The sequence below is a fragment of the Fulvivirga sp. genome (assembly GCF_040220315.1).
Taxonomy (GTDB): Bacteria; Bacteroidota; Bacteroidia; order Cytophagales; family Cyclobacteriaceae; genus Fulvivirga.
In genome coordinates this window covers 1-21882 of sequence record NZ_JAVJUY010000256.1, presented here as the reverse complement: position 1 = coordinate 21882, position 21882 = coordinate 1, and the positions used below count along the sequence as shown (strand labels likewise).

Sequence of the window (21882 nt, the reverse complement as noted above, 5' to 3'; positions counted from 1 at the left end):
AATTGCAACCGTTTTTGCTCTTTGTAAAAACATTGTTCCGCAACTAATTAAACCACTATGATAAAATTTTACGATTCAATTAAACTTATTACATGCATTCTCTTGCTGTTTTTTGCAGGGTTAAATGTTTTCGGTCAGACCACCAGCCAATTGGGTGGAGGAATTATAATTAATGAAGTATTGGCCGACCCTAATGGTGCTAATAATTTTGACACTGATGGCAGTGGAACTTTTGACACCAATGATGAATTTATAGAATTACACAATTTATCTGGTAGTCCAATTGATATTACAGGATGGGAGATTTGGACTGGAAATACTTTCGCTGAGCATGTTTTTGCGAGTGCAACAATACCAGCAGGAGGATATGCTGTTGTCATTTCTGGAATTTCTGCTGGAGGAGATATTGCCAATATCCCGGGAGATGTAGTAGTTGTTGCCTCTGGATCAATGTCTTTAAGTAATGGCTCTGATGTAGTTATACTATTTGACCCTGTCAATGACCAGCATATCAAGTTTGTATATAACGGTAATTCTGATACTGATTTTGAAACGACTAATACTACTTCAACTTTAATTGGATCAGAAGAGTCAACTACAGATTCTGACGGTCTTTCTATGTCAAGAGAGTTTGATGGTAGTACAACATTTGTAAATCAGACTCCAACACCTGGGGAAATAAATGGTACCCCTCCATGTACTGCACCATCATCTCAAGCTTCAACGTTAATGTTCGCTTCTGTTACAAATAATAGTATGGACTTAAGTTGGACTGGTGGTGACGGAGATGCCGGTGCAATTGTATTGGCTAAAGAAGGTAGTGCAGTAGATGAAGATCCTGTAAGTGGAACAACTTATATAGCCAATTCAGTATTTAGTACTGGTGAGGAAATTGGTACAGGAAATTTTGTAGTTTATATAGGTGATGCAGATGCTGTTTCCCTCACAGGATTAACTCAGGGAACAGATTATCATTTTGCTGTTTATGAATACAATACAACAGACGTTTGTTATTTAATACCTGGTCTAATTGGAAACCAATCAACAACTACTTCCTTAGATACGGATTCAGATATCACGGCACCCGTTTCTCAAGTGGCTGCCGGTACTGTATCTTCTGTAGCAAATGCATCAGGTGATGCAGTAAACGTGTTTACGTTTACAATAACTGACTCCAATTCCGGTGACGCACAGCCTACCTTAGTTAATTCTATAGTTATTGAACGTGGTGCTAATACTACATCAGCCGATTGGTCAGGCGTTATTGAAGGTGCAAAATTGAGTGATGGTACTGATATTACAGTAACAGGTGTAACTATCAATGCAACAGATATTACTTTTGATTTAGCAGGTAATGAATATTCAGTTGCTAATAACTCCTCTCAGGAAATTACACTTCAAATTTGGTTAGCTACGTCTGTTACCGATCAAGATGTTTTGGAGTTTGAAATTCCAACAAATCACAGCTTTGGAGCTGATGCAAGTGGTTCAACGTTTGTAACAACATTGTCTTCAGCTATTACTTCAAATTTACAGACTGTTGAAGTTGAAGCTACTGATTTTAGCTTTGACGTTAATAGTAGTGTGCAAGTAAGTTCAGATTTTGAGTTAACTGTAACAGCTGTAGATGCTAATGGAAATGCGGATTTAAGTGCAAGAAATGTGACAATTAGCAGAAATGCTGGAACGGGTAATTTAACGTCAGGTAGCGTAGGACTTGGAGCGTTGGCGATGACAGATGGCGTATTTACTTGGTCTGACTTACAATACGATGTTGCAGAAAGTATTACAATTGACGCAACTGATGGTGCGACAATCACAACAACATCTGCTACTATTGAAGTGTTTGAACCAGTTTCAGGTGTATTTATTTCAGAATATATTGAAGGTGGTGGTAATAATAAAGCTGTAGAAATTTATAATGGATCTGGAGGAACAATTGATCTTTCAGAATTTGTCGTTGGTCTTTATGCGAATGGATCAGCCACTATTGGAAATAATTTGACCCTATCTGATATTCAGCCGACATTGGCTGACGGAGAAGTATTAGTAATATCTAATGCAAGTTCATCACTTGCTGAAATAATCTCTGAAAGTGATATTACAAGTAGCATAACCTTCTACAATGGTGATGATGCCTTGGGTTTGTTGCAAAATGGAGTACTAATAGTCGTGTTTGGTGATATAGGGAATGACCCTGGTTCTTCATGGACAGTGGGTGGTGTTTCTGGAGCTACAGCAAACAAAACATTGGTTAGAAAGCCAGGAGTTAGTACAGGAAACAGTGTAAACTTATCTTCTTTTGGATCTTCTGCATTGGATACAGAATGGATAATATTAGATCAAGATGATGTTTCAGACATTGGTTCACATACTGTATGTTCTGCACCTTCAATTCAGACTTCAGCAGTAAATTTCGGGACGACAGATGAATCTTCAATGAATATTAATTGGACTCGCGGTGATGGGGATAAGGCTTTAGTAGTAATGAAAGAGGGAAGCGCTGTAGATTTAGCTCCAGTTTCAGGTAGTGATTATTCAACTGCAACCTCAATATTTTCGGATGCAATTGTTGATTTAGGATCAGGAAACATAGTCGTATTTGATGGCGCCTCTACAGATGAAAATGTTACTGTAACGGGATTAACACAAGGCACAACCTACCATGTTGCAGTTTTTGAATATAACGCATCAGGGAACTGTTTTAACTTTACTGCTCCGGCAATTGGTAACAATACAACTTCTACAAATGCTGTTTTGACAGTTGTTGAGTCAATTACTGATTTTGGTAGCGTTGATAATGGAAATACAAGTGCTTCACAGTCATTTACAGTGGAAGGATCAGGTTTAACAACTGATATTGAAGTGACTGCACCTACTTATTTTGAGGTTTCAACTGATGATGTTACTTTCTCTAACTCTATTACTTTAACTCAATCGGGAGGTACAGTAACAACAACTACAGTTTTTGTAAGATTTGCTCCTTCATCTGGTTCTAATTCGGTACAAGGAGGAGATTTGGTTATTTCTACTAGCGGGGCAACTGACGAGATTATCGCTTTAACAGGTACTGAAACAGGTAATGGTGCTCCATATACGGAAGATTTTAGCAGTTGTGTTGATCTTAATGGCTGGAATGCACAAAGTGTAATTGGTGCTGAAGTGTGGGCATGCACAACTTTTGGGAATACTGGTGATGGTGCTCAGATGAGTGGTTTTAATAGTGGTGCTCAAGATAACGAAGATTGGTTAATTTCACCTTCATTAGAAATCACATCTATTTCTTCATTAACATTCTGGTCTAGAGTAGCATTTTCAGGATTACCTATTGAAGTGAAAGTTTCAAGCGACTATTCTGGAACTGGTGACCCAACTTTAGCTACATGGACTGATTTATCGCCTACCTTACCAACTGTGGGCTCTGATGTATGGACAGAAACAGCAGGAGTTGATTTATCATCGTTTGCAGGTAGCGAGAGATACATTGCTTTTGTGTATTATTCAAACCCTTCTGATGGTGCGGCCAGATGGACTGTTGATGATGTAACAGTAACCAATGCTGAACTTTCAATAACTCCGCCAAGTATAACAATCGTAGAATCTCTAACTGACTTTGGTTCTGTGGATAATGGAAACTCTTCTGCATCACAGTCATTTACTGTGGCAGGTGCTAATTTAACGGATGACATTACCATTACTGCTCCAACAAATTTTGAAGTTTCTACTGATGATGTTGCTTTCTCAGGTTCTGTAATTCTAACTGAATCAGGAGGTACTGTTTCTACCACTACGGTATTTGTAAGATTTACCCCAGTCTCAGGTTTTAATAGTGTTAAGTCGGATGAACTAACTATATCTACAACAGGTACTGCAAATGAAACAGTGGCAGTTTCAGGAACTGAAACAGGTAATGCTGCGCCAGTAAGCGACCTGTTTATCTCAGAATATATTGAAGGATCTAGCAGTAATAAGGCGCTTGAGATTTATAATAATTCAGGCGCAGTTGCAGATTTATCCCTGTACAGAATAGTTAGATATAACAATGGCTCAACCACAGCTTCTGATACATTAGAATTAGCAGATGTAGGAGCCACACTAGCGGCAGGTGATCTTATAGTTATTGCCAATCCAAGTGCAAGTACTGATATTTTGAATGTAGCAGATATCACTTCTGAAATTACCTTTTACAATGGTGACGATGCACTAAGGTTATACAAAGAAGATCAACTGATTGATGAATTTGGAGAAGTAGGTGTAGATCCAGGTTCTGCGTGGGATGTTGCCGGAGGTTCTGGCGTAACAAATGGCGGAGCTACAGCAGAATTCACGTTAGTACGTAAATCGAGCATAATGGCCGGTAATCCAGTACCATTGGGGTCCTTTGGAACAAATCCAACTGATTCAGAATGGACTGTTTTTGCTCAGGATGATTTCAGCAATTTAGGATTCCATGTGATTGATGGAGTTACTTCACCTTCTTTAACTGTTACTGAATCTTTAACTGACTTTGGCTCTGTTGATAATGGTAGTTCGTCTACGTCACAATCATTTACAGTTGAAGGTGCAGATCTAACAGAAGACATTACTATTACTGCAACTACTAATTTTGAGGTATCAACAGATGACGCTTCATTTTCAAATGCAGTTACTTTAACGCAGGCTGGAGGTATTGTATCAACTACTACCATTTTTACGAGGTTTACTCCTACATCAGGCTTTAATAGTTTTAAATCAGGAAGTATTACCATATCCACTTCAGGCACTTCTAGTGAGGTGATTGCTGTATCTGGGACTGAAACTGGTAATGCGGCTTTAGCAAGTGATTTATTCATCTCTGAGTATATTGAAGGATCAAGCAGCAATAAGGCTATAGAAATTTACAATAATTCTGGTGCTACTGCCGATTTAAGTCTTTACAAGATTGTGAGATGGAATAATGGTTCAACTACAGCATCAGATACCATAGAGTTAGCTGATATAAGCCCTACATTGGCGGCAGGTGGTATTGTAGTTATTGCCAATCCGGATGCAATGCAATCTATTTTGGATATAGCTGACATAACATCAGAGATCACTTTTTATAATGGTGATGACGCATTGAGACTTTATAAGGAGGATGCTGTAATTGATGAATTTGGAGAAGTAGGAGTTGATCCTGGATCAGCTTGGGATGTTGCTGGTGGAAGTGGAGTAACAAATGGCGGTGCAACAGCTAACTTTACCTTGATTAGAAAATCTAGTATAACAGCAGGGAACCCCATTCCACTTGGTTCTTTTGGTACGACACCTGAGAATTCAGAATGGACAGTTTTAGCTGAAGATGATATAAGTAACTTAGGTTTTCATGCAATTGATGGAGTTATTTCTCCAGTGATTACTGTATCAGGTACAGTGAATGATTTTGGTGAAGTGTTAAATGGTGAAGTATCTTCTTCCCAGAGTTTTAGTGTATCTGGCACGGACTTGAACGAAAATATTCTTGTTACAGCTCCTTCTTCATTTGAAGTATCATTAGATGATAGTGCATTTAGCCAGTCTTTGGAATTAAATGAAGTCGGAGGAACTGTATCAGCGGTTACTGTTTTTGTAAGATTCAATGCTTCTTCAGGATTTAATGGATTAAAGAGTGGCAACGTGTCCTTAATATCTTCTGGTGCGTTAACGCAGAATGTGGCAGTTTCAGCAACTGAAATAGGGAATGCTGATATTACCCCTATTTCATCTTTAAGGCCTGTGGATGCAAATGGTAATCCAATAGCACTTGGTAATGTTGTAACTATTCAAGGAACGTTACTAGGGTTTAATAGTAGAACGACTGGTTTTCAGATTGCTATAAATGATGGAACTGGTGGACTTGTGCTTAGAGAAACATCTGGGAGCATTACAACGGAAACATTAACCGAAGGCGATGAAGTTGAAATAACGGGTACTGTTGGTTTCTTTAATGGTACAACACAGTTAGATAATATTACTGTAGTTGAAGTGTTATCAACCGGTAATAGCAGAGTTTCCCCAACATCAGTAACTAGTTTAGATGAAACTACTGAGCAAGAACTTATTCAAATAGATGACGTTACCATTGTTGATAGCGAGCAATGGGCTGGGGGTCCTTCTTATTCAGATTCAGGATTTAATCTTGATATAACATTTAATGGAGGAAATTCTTCTGGAGTCTTAAGAATCGAAGATGACGGAGATCTGCATTTGATGACTTATGAGGAGGTATTTGGTTCTGAAACTACAGGAATAACATTAGTTGGTATAGGTGGTCAATTTGATAATACCTCTCCGTACACAGAAGGATATCAAATTCTTGTTTATCAAGAATCAGATATTAATCCAGAAGAAGTAGTTCCAGGCCTAACCATCAGCGAAACTTCATTAGATTTTGGTGATGTCTTCGTTGGTGAAGAATCAGAAATATCTACTTACACACTTATTGCTTCCGACTTAACAGATGATATGATCGTATCTGTACCTGAAGGTTTTGTGATCGCGTTAGACGAAGGATTTAATACGTTTGGTAATTCAACTACACCATTGAATATCCCTGCTACAGCTATTAATGGTGAAACAGCAACTGTATATGTGAAGTTTGTGCCAACTATTATTGGTTCAGTAAGTGGCAATTTGGTTCACTCGTCAACGGGGTTTGAGTCTCAAAACCTGGCTGTTAGCGGTAACGGTGTAGACCCCACAACTGGTTTGGATGAATTATCTCAGTACGGTATTGCAGTATATCCTAACCCAGCACAAGACGTTCTTCTTATCAATATCCCTGAATCATTTGGGGCTGGCGAGATTAACCTATTGAGCCTTACTGGTAAAATTGTTAGAAGTGGAGCAATTGGTTCTATATCGGAAATGAATGTTTCTAATTTGAATAATGGTATTTACATACTTCAAGTTTCAAACGCTGATACTGTTATCAATCACAGAATAGTGATTAGGTAAATAGTTCAGACACTATAAAACAGAAACCCTGGCGATTGTCGTCAGGGTTTTTTTGTAACTTACTTTCCAAAATCTCACAGACATGTTCGGATTATTTAAGGGCAAGCCTAAGTTACCAAACGTCACTTTCAGGGTTTACAAAACTGAAGTGGCGAAATATAAAGCATTAGCTGAATATTTAAGGGTATCGAGTAATCAAGGTGTATTACTGGGCTGTTTTTTTAAGGATACAGAAGAAGAACTTCATAAGTTGTTAAAAGCGGCTAATGTGACTATTCGTTTTACTAACTTCTCTACACAAAAGTACATATCAATGGAGAATAGTTTTGAAGAATTAATTTTAGGTGAACTTCATCCTTTAAAATCCAGATTTTATGATGCAGTCACTTTTTTTGAAAAATCTCCATCAATTGTATGTTACACATCTTTAGATAACCCTTTTTTCGAACAACTAGGTGGTGGCAGGTTGCCTGTTTTGATGGATAGATTAGGTATGGATGAATTTGAAGAAATCAATCATTCCATGGTTGATAGTGCAATTCTCAGAGCACAGGAAAAAGCACAAAGCTCAATTGAAGTAGAGCAGTTAGCAGATTCATTAAGTGAATGGATGAATCTTAATTTGCCACCTAAATCTGCTTAATCATTACTAAAAGTGGCACTAACAGGCCTATGGTCAGAAACAGTAGTTGAATAGTTAATTCCTTCAAAAACCAAGGTTTCTGAACTAATCAAGTTGTCAACCAATTCGTTAGTAATTAATATGTGATCAATATGACTTCCTTCCGGACCAAAGCTAGGGTAACTCCAAAATGCACTAGGTCCTTCTGCTATAGGAAAGTCAGCAAAATAGTAATTCTCATCATCATTCAGGAAATTACTAAAAGGAGAGCCGCTTCCAAGCTCATCGTTAAAATCCCCTAATACAATTACATTAGCAGAACTTAAATTTGAATCGATATAAGTCTGTAGTTTATTGCTTGCATCTGCTCTTCTGGCCGGACTATCATCATCATCGCAGCATTTAAGATGAATGTTAATTAATGTTACTTCAAGACCTGAAACGTGAGTAACTGTTGTTAAAACAGGCTGCCTTGGAAAAGCCTCTCTGTCATCGGCATAAATTACTGATAATGTACTATAAGATGTTATTTCAGAAGTTTTGAATAAGTATGCCAGTTCAATACCACCGCGCACATCAAAATAATCACCTTCCCATTCTGATAGTAAATTATCTAATTGCTCAAAGGAAGGAATGTCGTCAATCTCCTGGAATGCTATCACATCTGCATCCATACTATTTATTAAATCTACAACTCTGTTAATAGTTGTTGAACCAACCAACGGAAACTGTTCCAAATTCCATGTAACAGCGGTAAATGTTTCTTCAGTGGTAGGTGTAGAAGAAGGATCTGAAATATTGATTTGCAGCTCATTATTCCGATCTAATTTGATAAAACCGGAAGCATTGGAAAAATTGAATTTAATTTGTTCGGTATCGGTGTCATCATCAATCAGTGCTGTAATTGAAAAACTCAGCGCAGAATCACCACTAACTACTGGTAATGAAAATGTATTATTTTCATCTACTGCTACATCTATTGTAAAATCTTCGCTTAGAAGGGCATTGCCCGAAATCTCAATTTCTAAGAAACCGCTTTCTTCAACTTTTTGATTAAAATTGATTAACACCTCCAAATCTTCATCTTCATTTATAGTAATGAACGATTGTTGAAACCTTGGCGTAAAAACGGCATTATCAACAATTATTGTGGTGGTTGAGTCCTCTGAAGAACATCCTATGCCAATTAATAGAAATGGTATAAGTAGTAATCTGATCATTTTGTACCGATAAAAATAATGGATGGATAATGGTCGCTAAATCCATTTTGATATACACCATATGAAAAAGTTCTAAATGGTGCACCTTGATTTTGCCCTTTCGTTTCTCTCATATATTCGCCTGCAAATACTTTGAAAGAGTTGGGAATATAATAGTAGTTGGTGGCTTGACCTTTTAACAGTGATTGAGAGATGATAATTTGATCAAACAAATTCCAGGCACCTCGATAAAACAAAGTGCCTAAACCATCTTTAAAGGTATCTCCGGAGGCATTATATAACATTCCGTTTTCTAGTTTCTTTTCTTTGTTGTCGGCCATTAGCACCTTCTTCACACTCTTATTGGATGGGTCATCATTAAAGTCACCCATTAAAACAATTTTAGCTTCCGGATTGATGTTTTGAACAGAGTCTACAGCCTTTCTTAAGATTTCTGCAGCTATTAGCCTTTTATCTTCCTTACCACCTCTTCTTGATGGCCAATGATTCACCGCCACATGTAATGTGTCTCCATTGAATAGTCCTTTTACCCATAATATATCCCTTGTTCTAAAATCTTTATCAGCAGGATCCTTGAAACGAATACTTCTCACATCGAAAGGTGTAAACCTGCCTTGTTTGTATATAAGAGCTACATCAATACCTCGTGCATCGGGAGAATTAAAATGTACTATTTGATATCTTTTCAGTTTTAAATGATCCGTTTGAATAAGATCTTCTATTACTTTCCTATTTTCTACTTCACATAACCCAACAATGTCGGGTCCAAAGGCCATATCGGCTATAACCCGAGACATGTTTTCTAATTTGGACTGATATCTTTCTTCGGTCCATTCCCTTTCCCCAGTCGGAAGATATTCTTCATCATTAATTTCAGGATCATCCTCTGTATCAAACAAGTTTTCGAGATTGTAAAAACCTATTGTACCTATTGGAGTGTCTTGTGCAAGAAGGTTAGTACATAGCAGGACGATGAATAAAGAAGCAACTAAAAATCTCATTATAAATGACGAATTAATAATTTAAGAACTGCAATTCTAAGACAAAAAAGCTACCGATTAAAATAACACCACTAAGTTAACGATTTGGTAATAAGTAAGTTTTGAAAGAGTTTGAAGAAAGGGTACTTTTGCCGGTCGAAAATTTTTACCTAAACCACTTTAAATGTTAAAACAATTACTCTTTTTATTATTTATAGGCTTTAGTGGAATATCCCTTGCACAAACAGGGAGTGTTTCAGGTAGTGTCATAGACACTGATACCAATGAGCCACTTATTGGTGCGACCATACTTATAAAAGGCACCAATAAAGGAAGCATCTCAGATTTAAATGGTCAATATTTAATTAAATCTGTTCCTGTGGGCAAACAAACTGTTTTGATCACCTATATCGGATATGAAAAAATAGAACAAGAGGTGGAAGTTCAAGCTGACCAAACAGTTGAAGTACCAGAAATAGCTATGACATCCACCGTTGTTGGATTAAAAGAAGTTGAAATCTTTGCATCTGTTGTAGAGGATAGAAAAACCCCCGTTGCAGTTTCAGCGATCAATGCCTTAGAGATTGATGAACGGTTTATTGGTACAGATGTGGCTGATATTGTTCAAAGCACTCCCGGTGTTTATACCATACAAGGTGCAGGCGGGTTTGGCGATCAGGAAGTCTATATCAGGGGTTTTGATCAATCAAACGTGGCATTTCTAGTGAATGGTGTACCTGTTAACGACATGGAAAATGGCCGTATGTTTTGGTCAAATTTTGCAGGCCTGAGTGAAGTTACTCGACAGTTGCAAGTTCAACGAGGATTAGGAGCATCTAAATTGGCTATCAGCTCAATTGGTGGTACGGTGAATATGATTACTAAGCCTGCAGAAAGAAGTGAAGGAGGTAGAATTGAATATCAGACAGGCACAGGAACGTGGAACCAGCGTTTACGTTTTTCTTATAATACAGGTTTGCTTGACGGTGGTTGGGCAATAAGTTTCCAGGGTTCAAGAACTACTACAAACAGTCCTTTATCTGGTCTGCCAGCATCTGAACAAGGTGGAATTATCCCAGGTACGTTTGTAGATGCATGGTCTTACTACTTATCAGTTTCGAAAAAAATCAATGATCAGCACTCATTAATGTTTTGGGGTTTTGGAGCTCCTGTAAATAGAGGTACTGCATGGGTAGTTCCGGAAAATACAAGGGCTGCCTTCAACTTAGATGATCCAAATGAGAGTAATTCAATTGGTATCTATCAGGGAGAATTATTCAACCACAGACAAAATAAAATCCACAAACCAGTAATGGCACTAACACATTTCTGGGATATCGATAGAAATACTTCATTAACGACTTCATTCTATGCTTCATTTGCTAATGTGTATTCAACACAACCTGTAGATGGTCTTTCAGGCCTGTTCTTAAATACCAGAACTCCTGGTATGCCTGAACTTACTGGTGTTAATCTAATTAACTGGGATTATTTAGCTGAACAAAACAGGCAGGATGACAGATTCAGACAAGTTGAATTCTCTAATGGGGATCCAAATGCACCTGTTTTAGAGGGATATGAGTCGCGTTACTTTTTAGAGTCTAGGCATAATAATCACAAGTGGTTTGGCTTAATTTCCAATTTTAAGAAAACGATGGGCAACCTAAGTTTATTAGGGGGTATAGACCTAAGATACTATAGAGGTGAGCACTATGCCTTAGCAAACAACTTGTTTGGTGGGGATTTCATCCTAAATAGAAGTGAGCGTTTTGGAGATGATTTTAACAAACTAGTTCCTAATCAGGTAGTTCGCCAGGGGGATAAATACAGATATGATTATGATGGTCTTGTAACCTGGGGGGCATTGTTCGGGCAAGCTGAGTATACACTTGATAAAACTACTATTTTTGCTACCATAACGGGCACAAATACTAGCTATACAAGGTATGGTTACATGTGGAATGGAAGACCTGCTTTTAATGATAACTCAATAGGAGCATCATTGACAAGAACATTTAATACATACACCGCCAAGATTGGTGCCAGTTACAGGCCTACCAACAGACATTTGCTATTTGCCAATGCTGGCAGATTTACCCGGCCCCCATTCTTTACCGATGCTTTTGTTGACGCACGAAGTAGTAATGAATTCAGACCAAATTTAACAACTGAAAAAGTGAATTCAGTTGAAGGCGGATACACCTACAACACTAGTAAAATTAAAGCGAGTATAAACTATTACCTCACTTTTTGGGAGGATAGAACCACAGTTTATAATGTAACTGGTGGAGACCTTGGGTTAGGTAATTTCGATCCGGGAGATTTTGTTCCGATTATTCTAAGCGGGTTAGTTTCCAGACATGAGGGAGTTGAGCTAGATTTTAAATACAATGTAACACCAAGCCTTGAGTTGAGCGGATTTATGTCTTACGGTGATTGGGCCTGGGATAACAATGTTTCAAGAACAACTGAATTTACTTCTGAAGATGGCGAAGAAGGTTCATTTACTCAAAATGTGAATCTAAAGGGATTTCCGGTAGGTGCAAGTGCACAAACAATGGCAGGCATCGGAGTACACTACAGTGGAATTAGAGATACTTATATCGGTGCTCGTTGGAATTATTTCGACAGAATTTCTGTGCGATATACGCCAGAAGATGTGGCTGATGAATTTATAGAAACGCAGAATATAAAAGAAGCATTTCCTAGCTACAATACTTTTCAGCTTTATGCAGGAAGGTACTTTGACGTAAGTGATAAGGTGAGAGGACGTTTATCGGCAAGCGTACAAAACTTATTTAATGAAGAATTTGTGATGTGGTCTAGCTTTTTTGCTGGTGATTACCAGAATGCCTATGGATTCCCCACTACATACACAATTGGTTTAAGCTTTGATTTTTAAGATGATGAATAAACTTTATTACATATACATATTATTTGCAGCATTCATTATTGCTTCTTGTAGCAATGACGATGATGTATTGGATCAGCCTACAGTTACATATTATCCTTCAGTAGCTACCATAATTGATGAGCCCGTTGAAGGGTCACAGGAAGTTATTACAGTATCTTTAGAACTGAGTGCCCGTTTGGGTAATGTATCTAGTGTGTTGGTTAAGATTGAAACTTCCGATGTTATTTATGGTAATGGATTTACAACAGAACCTGCTGCAGTCGATAACGAAGTTTTAATTGAATTCCAAGAAAATGAAACTGTTGCATCATTCAATATAATCATCACTAACGATGCTGATATTAACCCAAGTGATGAAATTGAATTTAGGATTGCGGATTTAGGCGGAGGAATTCAGTCAATCGGACAAGGAACTTATACCTTACAAATAAGTGACATTGACCCAGGGGAGTGCAATCAATTTACGTTTGGAAGAACGATAAGGGAATATGATTTTGACACTTGTCCTGAGTTTGATTCCCCTGATGGCTTTACCCAATATTTTATCGAAGGCTTTAAAGATGATAGAGGTTTTCAGTGCAGAAGGTTTGGTGAAGCTGGCACACCGGGAATCCAGGCGAGTGCCTTTGGAGGCAGTGCAGGAGACGACAATGCATGGTTAATATTAAATGAGCCATTTAATATCGATGAGCTTGGCAATATAATTATTCAATTTTCAGTAGAATCATTTTTTGCGGGTCCTGGAACTATTGACCTTGTATATAGTAGCTCATATCCAGGTACAGGTCAGCCAGATCAGGAGGGTGTGGCATGGTTTAGAATGGGCGATGTTAGAAATCAATTGCCTGCCGCTGGGTCGCAGGGATTTAATCAAATTATTTCTGGGCCCTGTATAACCGAAGGCGAAGAGGTTTATTTCGGTTTTCATTTCTATGGTGCATCTTCTTCCGGTTCAAGTTCTTGGAGTGTGGACAATTTAAAGTTTATGGTAGATGATGGCCAAACAGGTACTTTAGGGCCTAATTTCAACTTACCATTTGAAGATGACCTAAATTCTTGTAACGATTTTGCCATTCCGGGCAATTTTATTCAAGAAAGAATCCCAGGTTCTAAAACAGATAGAGGTTGGTATTGTGATGGAAATGGTGATGGTGGCTCTCAGGCGCTTAAGGCATTTGCTAATGGTGGATCAGCCGGAGAGGTTGATGCATGGCTTATATCTGCGAAAGCCTTTGATTTGTCTACGGTGTCATCAGCCAATCTTTCATTTGATGTAAAAGTTAATGCGGATGGCGATGGTGATTTAAATATTCTATGGTCTACCGATTATGAAGGTGATGGAGATCCTTCATTAGCTTCATGGTCACTAGTAGAAGCAGTTACCTTACCAGCACAGTCAGTGTCTTTTAGCACTTTAACTGTTGATCTGGCAGATGCAGTAGGAGAAATAGCCTATGTTGCTTTTCAATTTACAGGAGCTACTAATGCTAGTTCTGTAGATTTTAATTTGGATAATATTGCTATAACCTCTGGCACCGGTGGCGGTGGCGGAGGAGGTGGTAATAATGCCACTGATGCTGGAAATTGTAACTTAACAGGTGCAGGAACTGTAATTGTTGCCCACGATTTTGAGGGTTGTACTGATGATTTTTCTACCCCTTCCGGGTTTACAGAAGTATTTGGGCCTGGTTCAAAAACTGATAGAGGTTGGGGATGTAGAAATGATGGAACAGATGGATCTAGAGGTGTAAGAGCAAGTGCTTTTGGAGGTGTAGAAGGATTTGATGATGCTTGGTTGATTATGAATCCAATTGATGTATCTGCATTTACTGAAGTAAGTATAACGGTTGATGTACAGTCTCCATTTGATGGCCCTGGAGACTTATTGATTCTTTATTCCTCAGATTATAGTGGAAGTGGAGATCCTTACGCTGCTACTTGGACTGAGTTATCGAATGTAGAAAGCCAATTACCAACAAAAGGTGCTGGAGAGTTTGCTACTGTTTCAACTGCTCCTTGTGATATGTCAGGTGGCAGTGTATATGTGGCATTTCAATATGTGAATGGTACGAGTTCAGCTTCGGCAGCTTGGTCTATTGACAATTTAGAGGTGAGAGGCAATTAATGCTTCATTAAATGAATAACAAAAAAGCAGGCTTTTAGCCTGCTTTTTTGTTATTACTGAATATTTTTACTACGTATCACACCTCTTCAATCTCTAAGAATTTACCCTTTTTATCTGAGGATTTAGTTTCATCAACATCATCCAGTTTAAAAGTAATAGGAAGAATGATCCGTTGTTTAACAGCTTTCCCGTCTAATATAGGGGCAGACCATTTACCTGAATTTTGAACTGCCAATACTGCCGCATCGTCACAACCATGCCCGATGCCTTTTACTGCTTTTACATCGCCAACATTTCCTTTCTCATCAACCACAAATTGTATATAAACCTTTCCTTGGATACCTTTTTTTCTTGCTTCAATTGGATACTTTAAATTCGCTGCTATTTGCCCATAATATTTATCAAAACCGCCTACTGGAGTTGCAGACTCATCAACTTTGTAAAATACACTTCCTTCAGTAAACTTTTCTTCTATTGTTTTAGGTGTATCAACTGAATGATCATTACAACTAATGATTACAACCGTTAGTAATACTACAGGTATTATCATTGCTGATTTCCATTTATTCACACCTCGTTTCATTCTTTTAATCATGTCAAGCCTTTTCAATGTTTTTGATTTACTAAAGTGGTGGCCTATTGATAAATGAACCTTATTTAAGGCCATTTGCGCCAGCAGACTACCGTAGTCGTCAGCATTTGAATTTTCAATGGCACTTTCATCGGCAAGATATTCGTGCACATCCTGTATTTCATTTCTTAAAAACCAGCATATCGGGTTAAACCAAAAGACAATTTTTGTAAGCTCTAATAAAATAATATCCAATGAGTGCCCTTGACGAATATGAGTTAACTCGTGCTTTATGATTTTGCTCTTATCTGTATCACTTAACTCAATAGAATTATCATAAAACAGAATGTTGAAGAATGAAAAAGTTGGTAAGGTTCCATTTGTCTCAACTAATGTATAGTGCTTGTTTCTCAATTTTTCTGTTCGATTTGAGAAGTAAAACCAAGCCACCTGCATTAACTGAAATAAGAAATACTGACTTAATAAGATGGTCACAGTTATATATATCAGTTTGGTGTAATACCACCAATTAATAGAGGCGGATGTCTCACCAACTCCAACTGACTGGCCAATGGTTAACTCTGGAAGTATTGTAGTTTGGATAGATTGCACCAAGGTATTGTCGCTATTGAAAGACCCTAATTTGAATAGCGGAATAATAAGGGCAATCAAACTAGCTATAAGAATAAAGTTCCGTCTAAACTTAAAATCAGTTTCATTCTTTAAAAGGACGATATAGAGTAACCCAAATACGGCAAGGCAGATGTTGGCCTCCACGAAGTATGTAAACAGATTATTCATTGTCCTTGGTGTCTATCTTAGACTTAACTTCTTTTAGAAGTGACTCAACTTCATTAATATCCATATCATTCTCCTTAGCAAAGAATGAAACCAGGTTTTGAAAAGAACCCCCAAAATAGCCGCCAAGGAAGTTGTTAAGATAGAATTTGCTGTATTTATCTTTTTGAATTAGAGGATAGTATTCATGTGTTTTTCCATAGGCCTGGTGTCCCACAAACCCTTTTTGCTCTAATATTCTAACGATGGTTGAAACTGTATTATAAGCTGGTTTTGGTTCTGGAAGCTTTTCAATAATATCCTTTACAAAGGCTTTTTTCAATTGCCAAAGTACTTGCATTATTTGATCTTCTGCTCTTGTAAGTTCTCTCATACTAACAAAATAGTTTATCAACTATAATATTAGTTAAAAGATTTTTCTTTTACAAAATTACGTGGCTGGCATTACTAATTATTGTATTGTGTAAATGCGTAGGAGATAAGGTTGGCACCTATCTTCAGTGCTTGCTGTCTTTTTTCTTCCGGATCGTTATGTATGGATTGATCTTCCCAACCATTGCCTAGGTCAGATTCATAACTGTAAAAACAAACTACCCGGCCTTCAAAAATGAGTGCCAGGCCCTGTGCAGGTTTACCGTCATGTTCATGAATTTTTGGTAAACCATCCTTAAAATCAAATTTTTGGTGATAGATTGGATGATCAAAAGGTAATTCAACAAACTCCAGTTCAGGAAATACCTTTTTCATTTCCAGACGTATGAATTGGTCTAACCCATAATTATCATCAATATGGAGAAATCCCCCAGCTTCCAAATAAGTACGCAAATTCTCAGCATCTGTGTTTGTGAATACCACATTACCATGCCCAGTCATATATATATAAGGATATAGAAATAATTCCGGACTGCTCACATCTACACTTTCGTCATCTTCATCGAGATTCATGTTTAAATGCTGGTTACAAAACTCTGCCAGGTTAGGAAGTGCTGTTTTGTTTGCATACCAATCACCACCACCATCATATTTAAGTTTAGCCAGTTTTAATCTGTCTTGAGCCTGCAAGTTACAAACCAATATGACCAATAGAATTGCAAAAATGTTTTTCATAATGTGGTATTCAAAAATAGGAATCGTACCGACAAACTTTAGATTAAACTACATTTTTCATTAAAATTGAGTTATGGATGCCGACAGTATTATCATTAGCATACGGAAAATATTACGATCTGTTAACCTGGAATCTAAACGCATTCAAAAAGAACATGGCATTAGTATTCCTCAATTACTATTACTAACATTTTTAAGCAAACAAAAGGATTTCAAGGCCACACATAAAGATGTTTCTAACTATTTGAATTTAAATTCCTCTACCATTACTGGAATAACGTCAAGATTAGAAAAGAAAGGCGTGATTGCGCGGGTAACAAAACCTGAAGACAGAAGGGTTAGCTTTATCACACTTACAGCATTGGGCCAACAATTGTTAAAATCTGCACCCAAATTGATGCATGAACGTTTGGCTCAAAAGTTAGAGACTACCGATCCGCAGAAAGTGATGGAGCTTGAAAAAGCATTTGGGTTAGTCGTTGAATTTATGGGTATTAAAGATGTGGAAGCCTCTCCGGTAATTACTGTTGATGAGTTTAATACATAATTTGTTCAGTACAAACTATTTAATAAATCTCCATTAAAACTATCTAAAATGGATTATTAGTATTGCTTTGGTTAGTTTTGCCAAAATTAATTTCTACAGAAACTAATTTATGCACATAATAGACCTGACGATCTTCATCGTCTACATGATTATAATGCTGGGGGTGGGATTTTTCTTTCTCAGAAAGAACAAAAGCACGGATGATTATTACGTTGGAGGAAGAAATATGGGGGCCTGGCACATAGGTCTTTCAGTTGTAGCTACAGATGTTGGTGGCGGTTTTTCTATTGGTCTTGGTGGACTGGGTTTTGCCATGGGCTTATCGGGTTCATGGATGCTTTTTACTGGTTTAATAGGTGCATGGCTGGCTGCAGTTTTTCTCATTCCTAAAGTGCATAAACTTTCAGGTGAAGTGCAATTACTTACTTTTCCTCAAATTTTTGCTCACTTTTATAATGGTAAAGTGGCGCTGCTGGCCGGCATTATTTCGGCTATCGGGTATATTGGTTTTACCAGCTCACAAATTTTAGCTGGGGCTAAATTGGCATCAGCTTCATTTGTAGATCTGGATTTAAACACTGCATTGCTTATTATGGGGGTTATTGCCATTGTTTATACTGTAATGGGAGGAATAAAAGCAGTGATTTACACAGATACCATCCAATGGATTATTCTTATGGGCGGATTAATCTTTATTGGTATTCCCATTGGCTACATAGAAATTGGAGGTTATGAGGCAATAAAAGCTACGGTAGCACCGGAATTTTTACAGTTTAACAATGTTAAATGGCAAACCTTGGTGAATTGGGCGATAACAATCATTCCTATATGGTTTGTTGGAATGACCCTCTATCAGCGCATTTACTCTTGTAAAGATGAAAAAACGGCCAAGAAGGCATGGTTTATAGCCGGACTGTTTGAGTGGCCTATTATGGCTCTTATGGGCGTTATGCTCGGGCTTTTTGGTAGAGTTGCCGCTGATCAGGGAATGTTTGAAGTATTAGGCTATGCCGATGTGAGTAATTTAGATGCTGAACTAGGTTTACCATTGCTACTTCGTAGAATTCTACCTGTAGGACTACTCGGATTAATGATGTCAGCTTATTTTTCAGCGATTATGTCTACAGCAGATAGTTGTTTAATGGCTGCCTCAGGGAATTTATTAACCGATGTTTTTGGCAGATGGCTGTACACGGGTAAAGAAACGAAAGTGATATTAAAGTATGGTCAGTGGTTAACGCTAACCATTGGAATAGTAGCCCTGATGCTAGCGTTGTATATGACAGATGTATTGGAATTAATGTTATATTCCTATGCCTTTATGGTATCAGGATTATTTGTGCCTATTCTTGCGGCACTCTATTACCCCAAAGGTAGTTCGCAAGCTGCTTTTCTATCTATGCTCATAGGTGGCACAACAACGTTAACGTTAATTCTAGTAGGAGTTAAGCTTCCGTTAGGCCTGGATGCCAACATTTATGGAATTATGGCATCACTGGTTACGTTTATAATAACAGATAAAATTGTAAAACTTAATAAAACATAAAATGAACGATACTCAGATTTCAATAGAATATAACATATTACAACCTGCTGAAACTGTAGGAATGATAGAACGAGATGCAGTGGCTTCATTTCTTCATGAGCATTTAGATGAATTTGGTGATGATAAAGCAGATATAGCAAAGGCCATTGATTACGCGTTGAATGCAGGTGTAACGCCAGGCGGATTTGTTGTTACAGCCAAAGACAATGGGAAAATTGTTGGTGCTGTAGTGATGAACAAAACTGGAATGAAAGGGTATATTCCCGAATACATATTGGTTTACATTGCTATGCACCGGGATTACCGTGGGCACGGAATTGGCAAAAACCTTATGCAGAAAGCAATTAAAAATGCCGATGGGGATATCGCTTTACATGTTGAGCCAAACAACCCGGCTAAGTTTCTATATGAAAAGTTAGGGTTTACAAACAAATACCTGGAAATGAGATTAAAAAAATAATCTGACTAATCTTGGAAGAACTTATAGCTCTACGAAAAGAGCTTCATCGGTACCCGGAAGTATCTCATAAAGAGTTGAATACAGCTCTTACTATTCGAGAATTTATTAAGAATTACAATCCTGATCAGATTATTGATGAGGTTGGAGGTTCAGGCGTTATTTTTGTGTTTAATGGCGAAAATCCAGGCCCTACTGTTGCATTTAGGGCAGAACTGGATGCTCTACCCATTCAGGAAATTAATGATTTCTGTTATAAGTCAGTGAACCGAGGAGTAGGTCATAAATGCGGGCATGATGGGCACATGACCATGGTGGCAGGTCTTGCGAGCTACTTAAAAGATAATAGGCCAAAAACAGGTAAGGTAGTGTTGCTTTTTCAACCTGCTGAGGAGACTGGAGAAGGTGCTGATTTAATGTTCAATGACCCAAAATTTAAATCTTTAGAAATTGACTACATTTTTGCATTACACAACCTTCCGGGCATTCCATTGGGCACTATAGTATCTAAAGAAGGTGTGTTTGCATCAGCGTCTAAAGGGCTAATTGCTAAACTAAGGGGCAAAACGTCACATGCTGCAGAGCCGGAAAACGGAAAGAGTCCGGCCCTTGCCATGTCTGAAATCATCAAATCGTGGAATGAGTTGAACTACGAGAAACTAGAACTTAATTCTTTTGCCATAACAACAATTGTTCATGCTAAGTTAGGTAGCCCATCTTTTGGCATTACTCCTGGTGACGGAGTTGTTATGGCTACGTTAAGAGCTTATAACGATGATCATTTAGAGTTGATTGAGAATAAGGCTAAACTTGTGGCTAATGAGATTTCAGACTCCCATGGGCTGAAAATTTCATTTGAAGAGAAAGAGGAGTTTAAATCTACTATTAATAATATGAATTGCTTCCAGCAGATCATGGAAGCATCGAAAAGCTTAAATTACGACACCATGATGGCCGATAATCCTTTCCGGTGGAGTGAAGATTTTGGTGTGTTTACGCAAACTATAAAAGGAGCCATGTTTGGTTTAGGCGCTGGAATGAACACCCCTGATTTGCATAATCCAGATTATGATTTTCCCGATGAATTAATTCCTATTGGACTAAATATGTATAAACAAATAATTAACCAGTTACTAAATAAATGATTGAAGGACCATCATCTATTTATTTAAGCTCTTCTGCACTCAAAAACAATATTGATTTTGTACGTGCTCGAGTAGGTGAAAATGTAATAATTTCATCGGTAGTTAAAGGCAATGCTTATGGCCACGGCATACAAGAATTTGTACAAATAGCCAGAAAAAGTGGGATTGATCACTTTTCTGTGTTTAGCGCTGATGAAGCGTATGAGGTAGTTGAAGCCTGTAACGGTGAGGCAAAAGTGATGATTATGGGAGAAATATCTCATGATCAATTAAAATGGGCAATTTCCAATAATGTGGAATTTTTCGTATTCGAAAACTCCAGGATTATTGAAGCCATAGAAGTTGCCAAAGAGTTGAAGTCTGTAGCTCAAATTCACATAGAAGTGGAAACAGGCCTAAACAGAACGGGTTTTGAGGAGTCTGAATTGAAGAGCTTGATTGACATACTTTCTAAACAAGAAGAATATGTTTCCATTAAAGGAATTTGCACTCATTTTGCCGGGGCTGAAAGTGTGGCCAACCATGTTCGAGTTCAAAAACAGATTAAAAGATTCAACAAACACTATAAATTCTTGTTATCAAAGGGTATCAAGCCTGAACTAAGACATACTGCCTGTTCAGCAGCTGCAATGTCATATCCAAAAACTTGTATGGATATGGTGAGGATAGGTATTTTACAGTATGGGTTTTGGCCCAGTAAAGAGACTTTTATTGATTACATCAGTAAGGTTAAAACCCCAGACCGCCACGATCCTTTAAAACGAGTTATTTCCTGGAAAAGCTCTATAATGAGTGTCAAGCACGTGAAAACTGGTGAATTCATAGGGTATGGCACCAGTTTTTTAGCACAACAAGACATGAAAATTGCTGCTGTCCCCGTGGGATACTCACATGGG

At 37.8% G+C, this 21882-nt stretch carries 14 protein-coding genes; 9 read left to right on the top strand and 5 right to left on the bottom strand.

The genetic code is table 11. The features are described from left to right. The first annotated feature begins 57 nt into the window (after positions 1–57). The gene (locus RLO81_RS12390; RefSeq protein ID WP_350111954.1) at positions 58–6954 is read left to right on the top strand and encodes a lamin tail domain-containing protein; all 6897 of its coding nucleotides are present in this window, start codon (positions 58–60) and stop codon (positions 6952–6954) included. Between the two features lie 82 nt (positions 6955–7036). Beyond that, on the top strand, positions 7037–7597 hold the full coding sequence (locus tag RLO81_RS12385; RefSeq protein WP_350111952.1) for a hypothetical protein: 561 nt from the start codon (positions 7037–7039) through the stop codon (positions 7595–7597). Here the strand turns inward: RLO81_RS12385 and RLO81_RS12380 are convergent. Both RLO81_RS12380 and RLO81_RS12375 read right to left on the bottom strand, forming a co-directional pair. Then, a complete protein-coding gene (locus RLO81_RS12380) occupies positions 7594–8796 on the bottom strand; it encodes an endonuclease/exonuclease/phosphatase family protein (protein ID WP_350111950.1) in 1203 nt (400 codons plus the stop codon). The genes RLO81_RS12385 and RLO81_RS12380 overlap by 4 nt on opposite strands. Continuing rightward, on the bottom strand, positions 8793–9797 hold the full coding sequence (locus RLO81_RS12375; RefSeq protein ID WP_350111948.1) for an endonuclease/exonuclease/phosphatase family protein: 1005 nt from the start codon (positions 9795–9797) through the stop codon (positions 8793–8795). Before RLO81_RS12375 ends, RLO81_RS12380 begins: the two co-directional genes overlap by 4 nt. Before the next feature lie 163 nt (positions 9798–9960). On the opposite strand from RLO81_RS12375, the gene RLO81_RS12370 reads away from it, so the two are divergent. Next, positions 9961–12678 (top strand): TonB-dependent receptor, encoded by a 2718-nt coding sequence (locus RLO81_RS12370; RefSeq protein WP_350111946.1) that lies wholly within the window; start codon positions 9961–9963, stop codon positions 12676–12678. Between the two features lies 1 nt (position 12679). Then, positions 12680–14815: a choice-of-anchor J domain-containing protein gene (locus RLO81_RS12365; RefSeq protein ID WP_350111944.1), complete on the top strand. Its 2136-nt coding sequence runs from the start codon at positions 12680–12682 to the stop codon at positions 14813–14815. 76 nt (positions 14816–14891) lie between these two features. Here the strand turns inward: RLO81_RS12365 and RLO81_RS12360 are convergent, their stop codons facing one another. The 3 genes from RLO81_RS12360 to RLO81_RS12350 all read right to left on the bottom strand — a co-directional run bounded on the left by RLO81_RS12360 (position 14892) and on the right by RLO81_RS12350 (position 17291). After that, a complete protein-coding gene (locus RLO81_RS12360) occupies positions 14892–16187 on the bottom strand; it encodes a M56 family metallopeptidase (RefSeq protein ID WP_350111943.1) in 1296 nt (431 codons plus the stop codon). Next, a complete protein-coding gene (locus tag RLO81_RS12355) occupies positions 16180–16557 on the bottom strand; it encodes a BlaI/MecI/CopY family transcriptional regulator (RefSeq protein ID WP_350111941.1) in 378 nt (125 codons plus the stop codon). The genes RLO81_RS12360 and RLO81_RS12355 overlap by 8 nt, the downstream gene beginning before the upstream one ends. A 74-nt stretch (positions 16558–16631) precedes the next feature. Next, the gene (locus tag RLO81_RS12350) at positions 16632–17291 is read right to left on the bottom strand and encodes a DUF4159 domain-containing protein (protein WP_350111939.1); all 660 of its coding nucleotides are present in this window, start codon (positions 17289–17291) and stop codon (positions 16632–16634) included. 73 nt (positions 17292–17364) lie between these two features. On the opposite strand from RLO81_RS12350, the gene RLO81_RS12345 reads away from it, so the two are divergent. From RLO81_RS12345 to alr, 5 genes are all read left to right on the top strand, one after another. Beyond that, on the top strand, positions 17365–17838 hold the full coding sequence (locus tag RLO81_RS12345) for a MarR family winged helix-turn-helix transcriptional regulator (RefSeq protein WP_350111937.1): 474 nt from the start codon (positions 17365–17367) through the stop codon (positions 17836–17838). Between the two features lie 109 nt (positions 17839–17947). Then, positions 17948–19384 (top strand): sodium:solute symporter family protein, encoded by a 1437-nt coding sequence (locus tag RLO81_RS12340; protein WP_350111935.1) that lies wholly within the window; start codon positions 17948–17950, stop codon positions 19382–19384. Between the two features lies 1 nt (position 19385). Continuing rightward, positions 19386–19844 (top strand): GNAT family N-acetyltransferase, encoded by a 459-nt coding sequence (locus tag RLO81_RS12335; RefSeq protein WP_350111933.1) that lies wholly within the window; start codon positions 19386–19388, stop codon positions 19842–19844. Between the two features lie 11 nt (positions 19845–19855). Continuing rightward, on the top strand, positions 19856–20986 hold the full coding sequence (locus RLO81_RS12330; protein WP_350111931.1) for an amidohydrolase: 1131 nt from the start codon (positions 19856–19858) through the stop codon (positions 20984–20986). Further along, on the top strand, positions 20983–21882 hold a 900-nt coding region (gene alr / locus RLO81_RS12325; protein ID WP_350111929.1), incomplete at its 3' end, for an alanine racemase. The genes RLO81_RS12330 and alr, both read left to right, overlap by 4 nt.

Coding starts and splice junctions, on each gene's coding strand:
- RLO81_RS12390 (WP_350111954.1), top strand. CDS start 58: ATGATAAAATTTTACGATTCAATTAAACTTATTACATGCATTCTCTTG.
- RLO81_RS12385 (WP_350111952.1), top strand. CDS start 7,037: ATGTTCGGATTATTTAAGGGCAAGCCTAAGTTACCAAACGTCACTTTC.
- RLO81_RS12380 (WP_350111950.1), bottom strand. CDS start 8,796: ATGATCAGATTACTACTTATACCATTTCTATTAATTGGCATAGGATGT.
- RLO81_RS12375 (WP_350111948.1), bottom strand. CDS start 9,797: ATGAGATTTTTAGTTGCTTCTTTATTCATCGTCCTGCTATGTACTAAC.
- RLO81_RS12370 (WP_350111946.1), top strand. CDS start 9,961: ATGTTAAAACAATTACTCTTTTTATTATTTATAGGCTTTAGTGGAATA.
- RLO81_RS12365 (WP_350111944.1), top strand. CDS start 12,680: ATGATGAATAAACTTTATTACATATACATATTATTTGCAGCATTCATT.
- RLO81_RS12360 (WP_350111943.1), bottom strand. CDS start 16,187: ATGAATAATCTGTTTACATACTTCGTGGAGGCCAACATCTGCCTTGCC.
- RLO81_RS12355 (WP_350111941.1), bottom strand. CDS start 16,557: ATGAGAGAACTTACAAGAGCAGAAGATCAAATAATGCAAGTACTTTGG.
- RLO81_RS12350 (WP_350111939.1), bottom strand. CDS start 17,291: ATGAAAAACATTTTTGCAATTCTATTGGTCATATTGGTTTGTAACTTG.
- RLO81_RS12345 (WP_350111937.1), top strand. CDS start 17,365: ATGGATGCCGACAGTATTATCATTAGCATACGGAAAATATTACGATCT.
- RLO81_RS12340 (WP_350111935.1), top strand. CDS start 17,948: ATGCACATAATAGACCTGACGATCTTCATCGTCTACATGATTATAATG.
- RLO81_RS12335 (WP_350111933.1), top strand. CDS start 19,386: ATGAACGATACTCAGATTTCAATAGAATATAACATATTACAACCTGCT.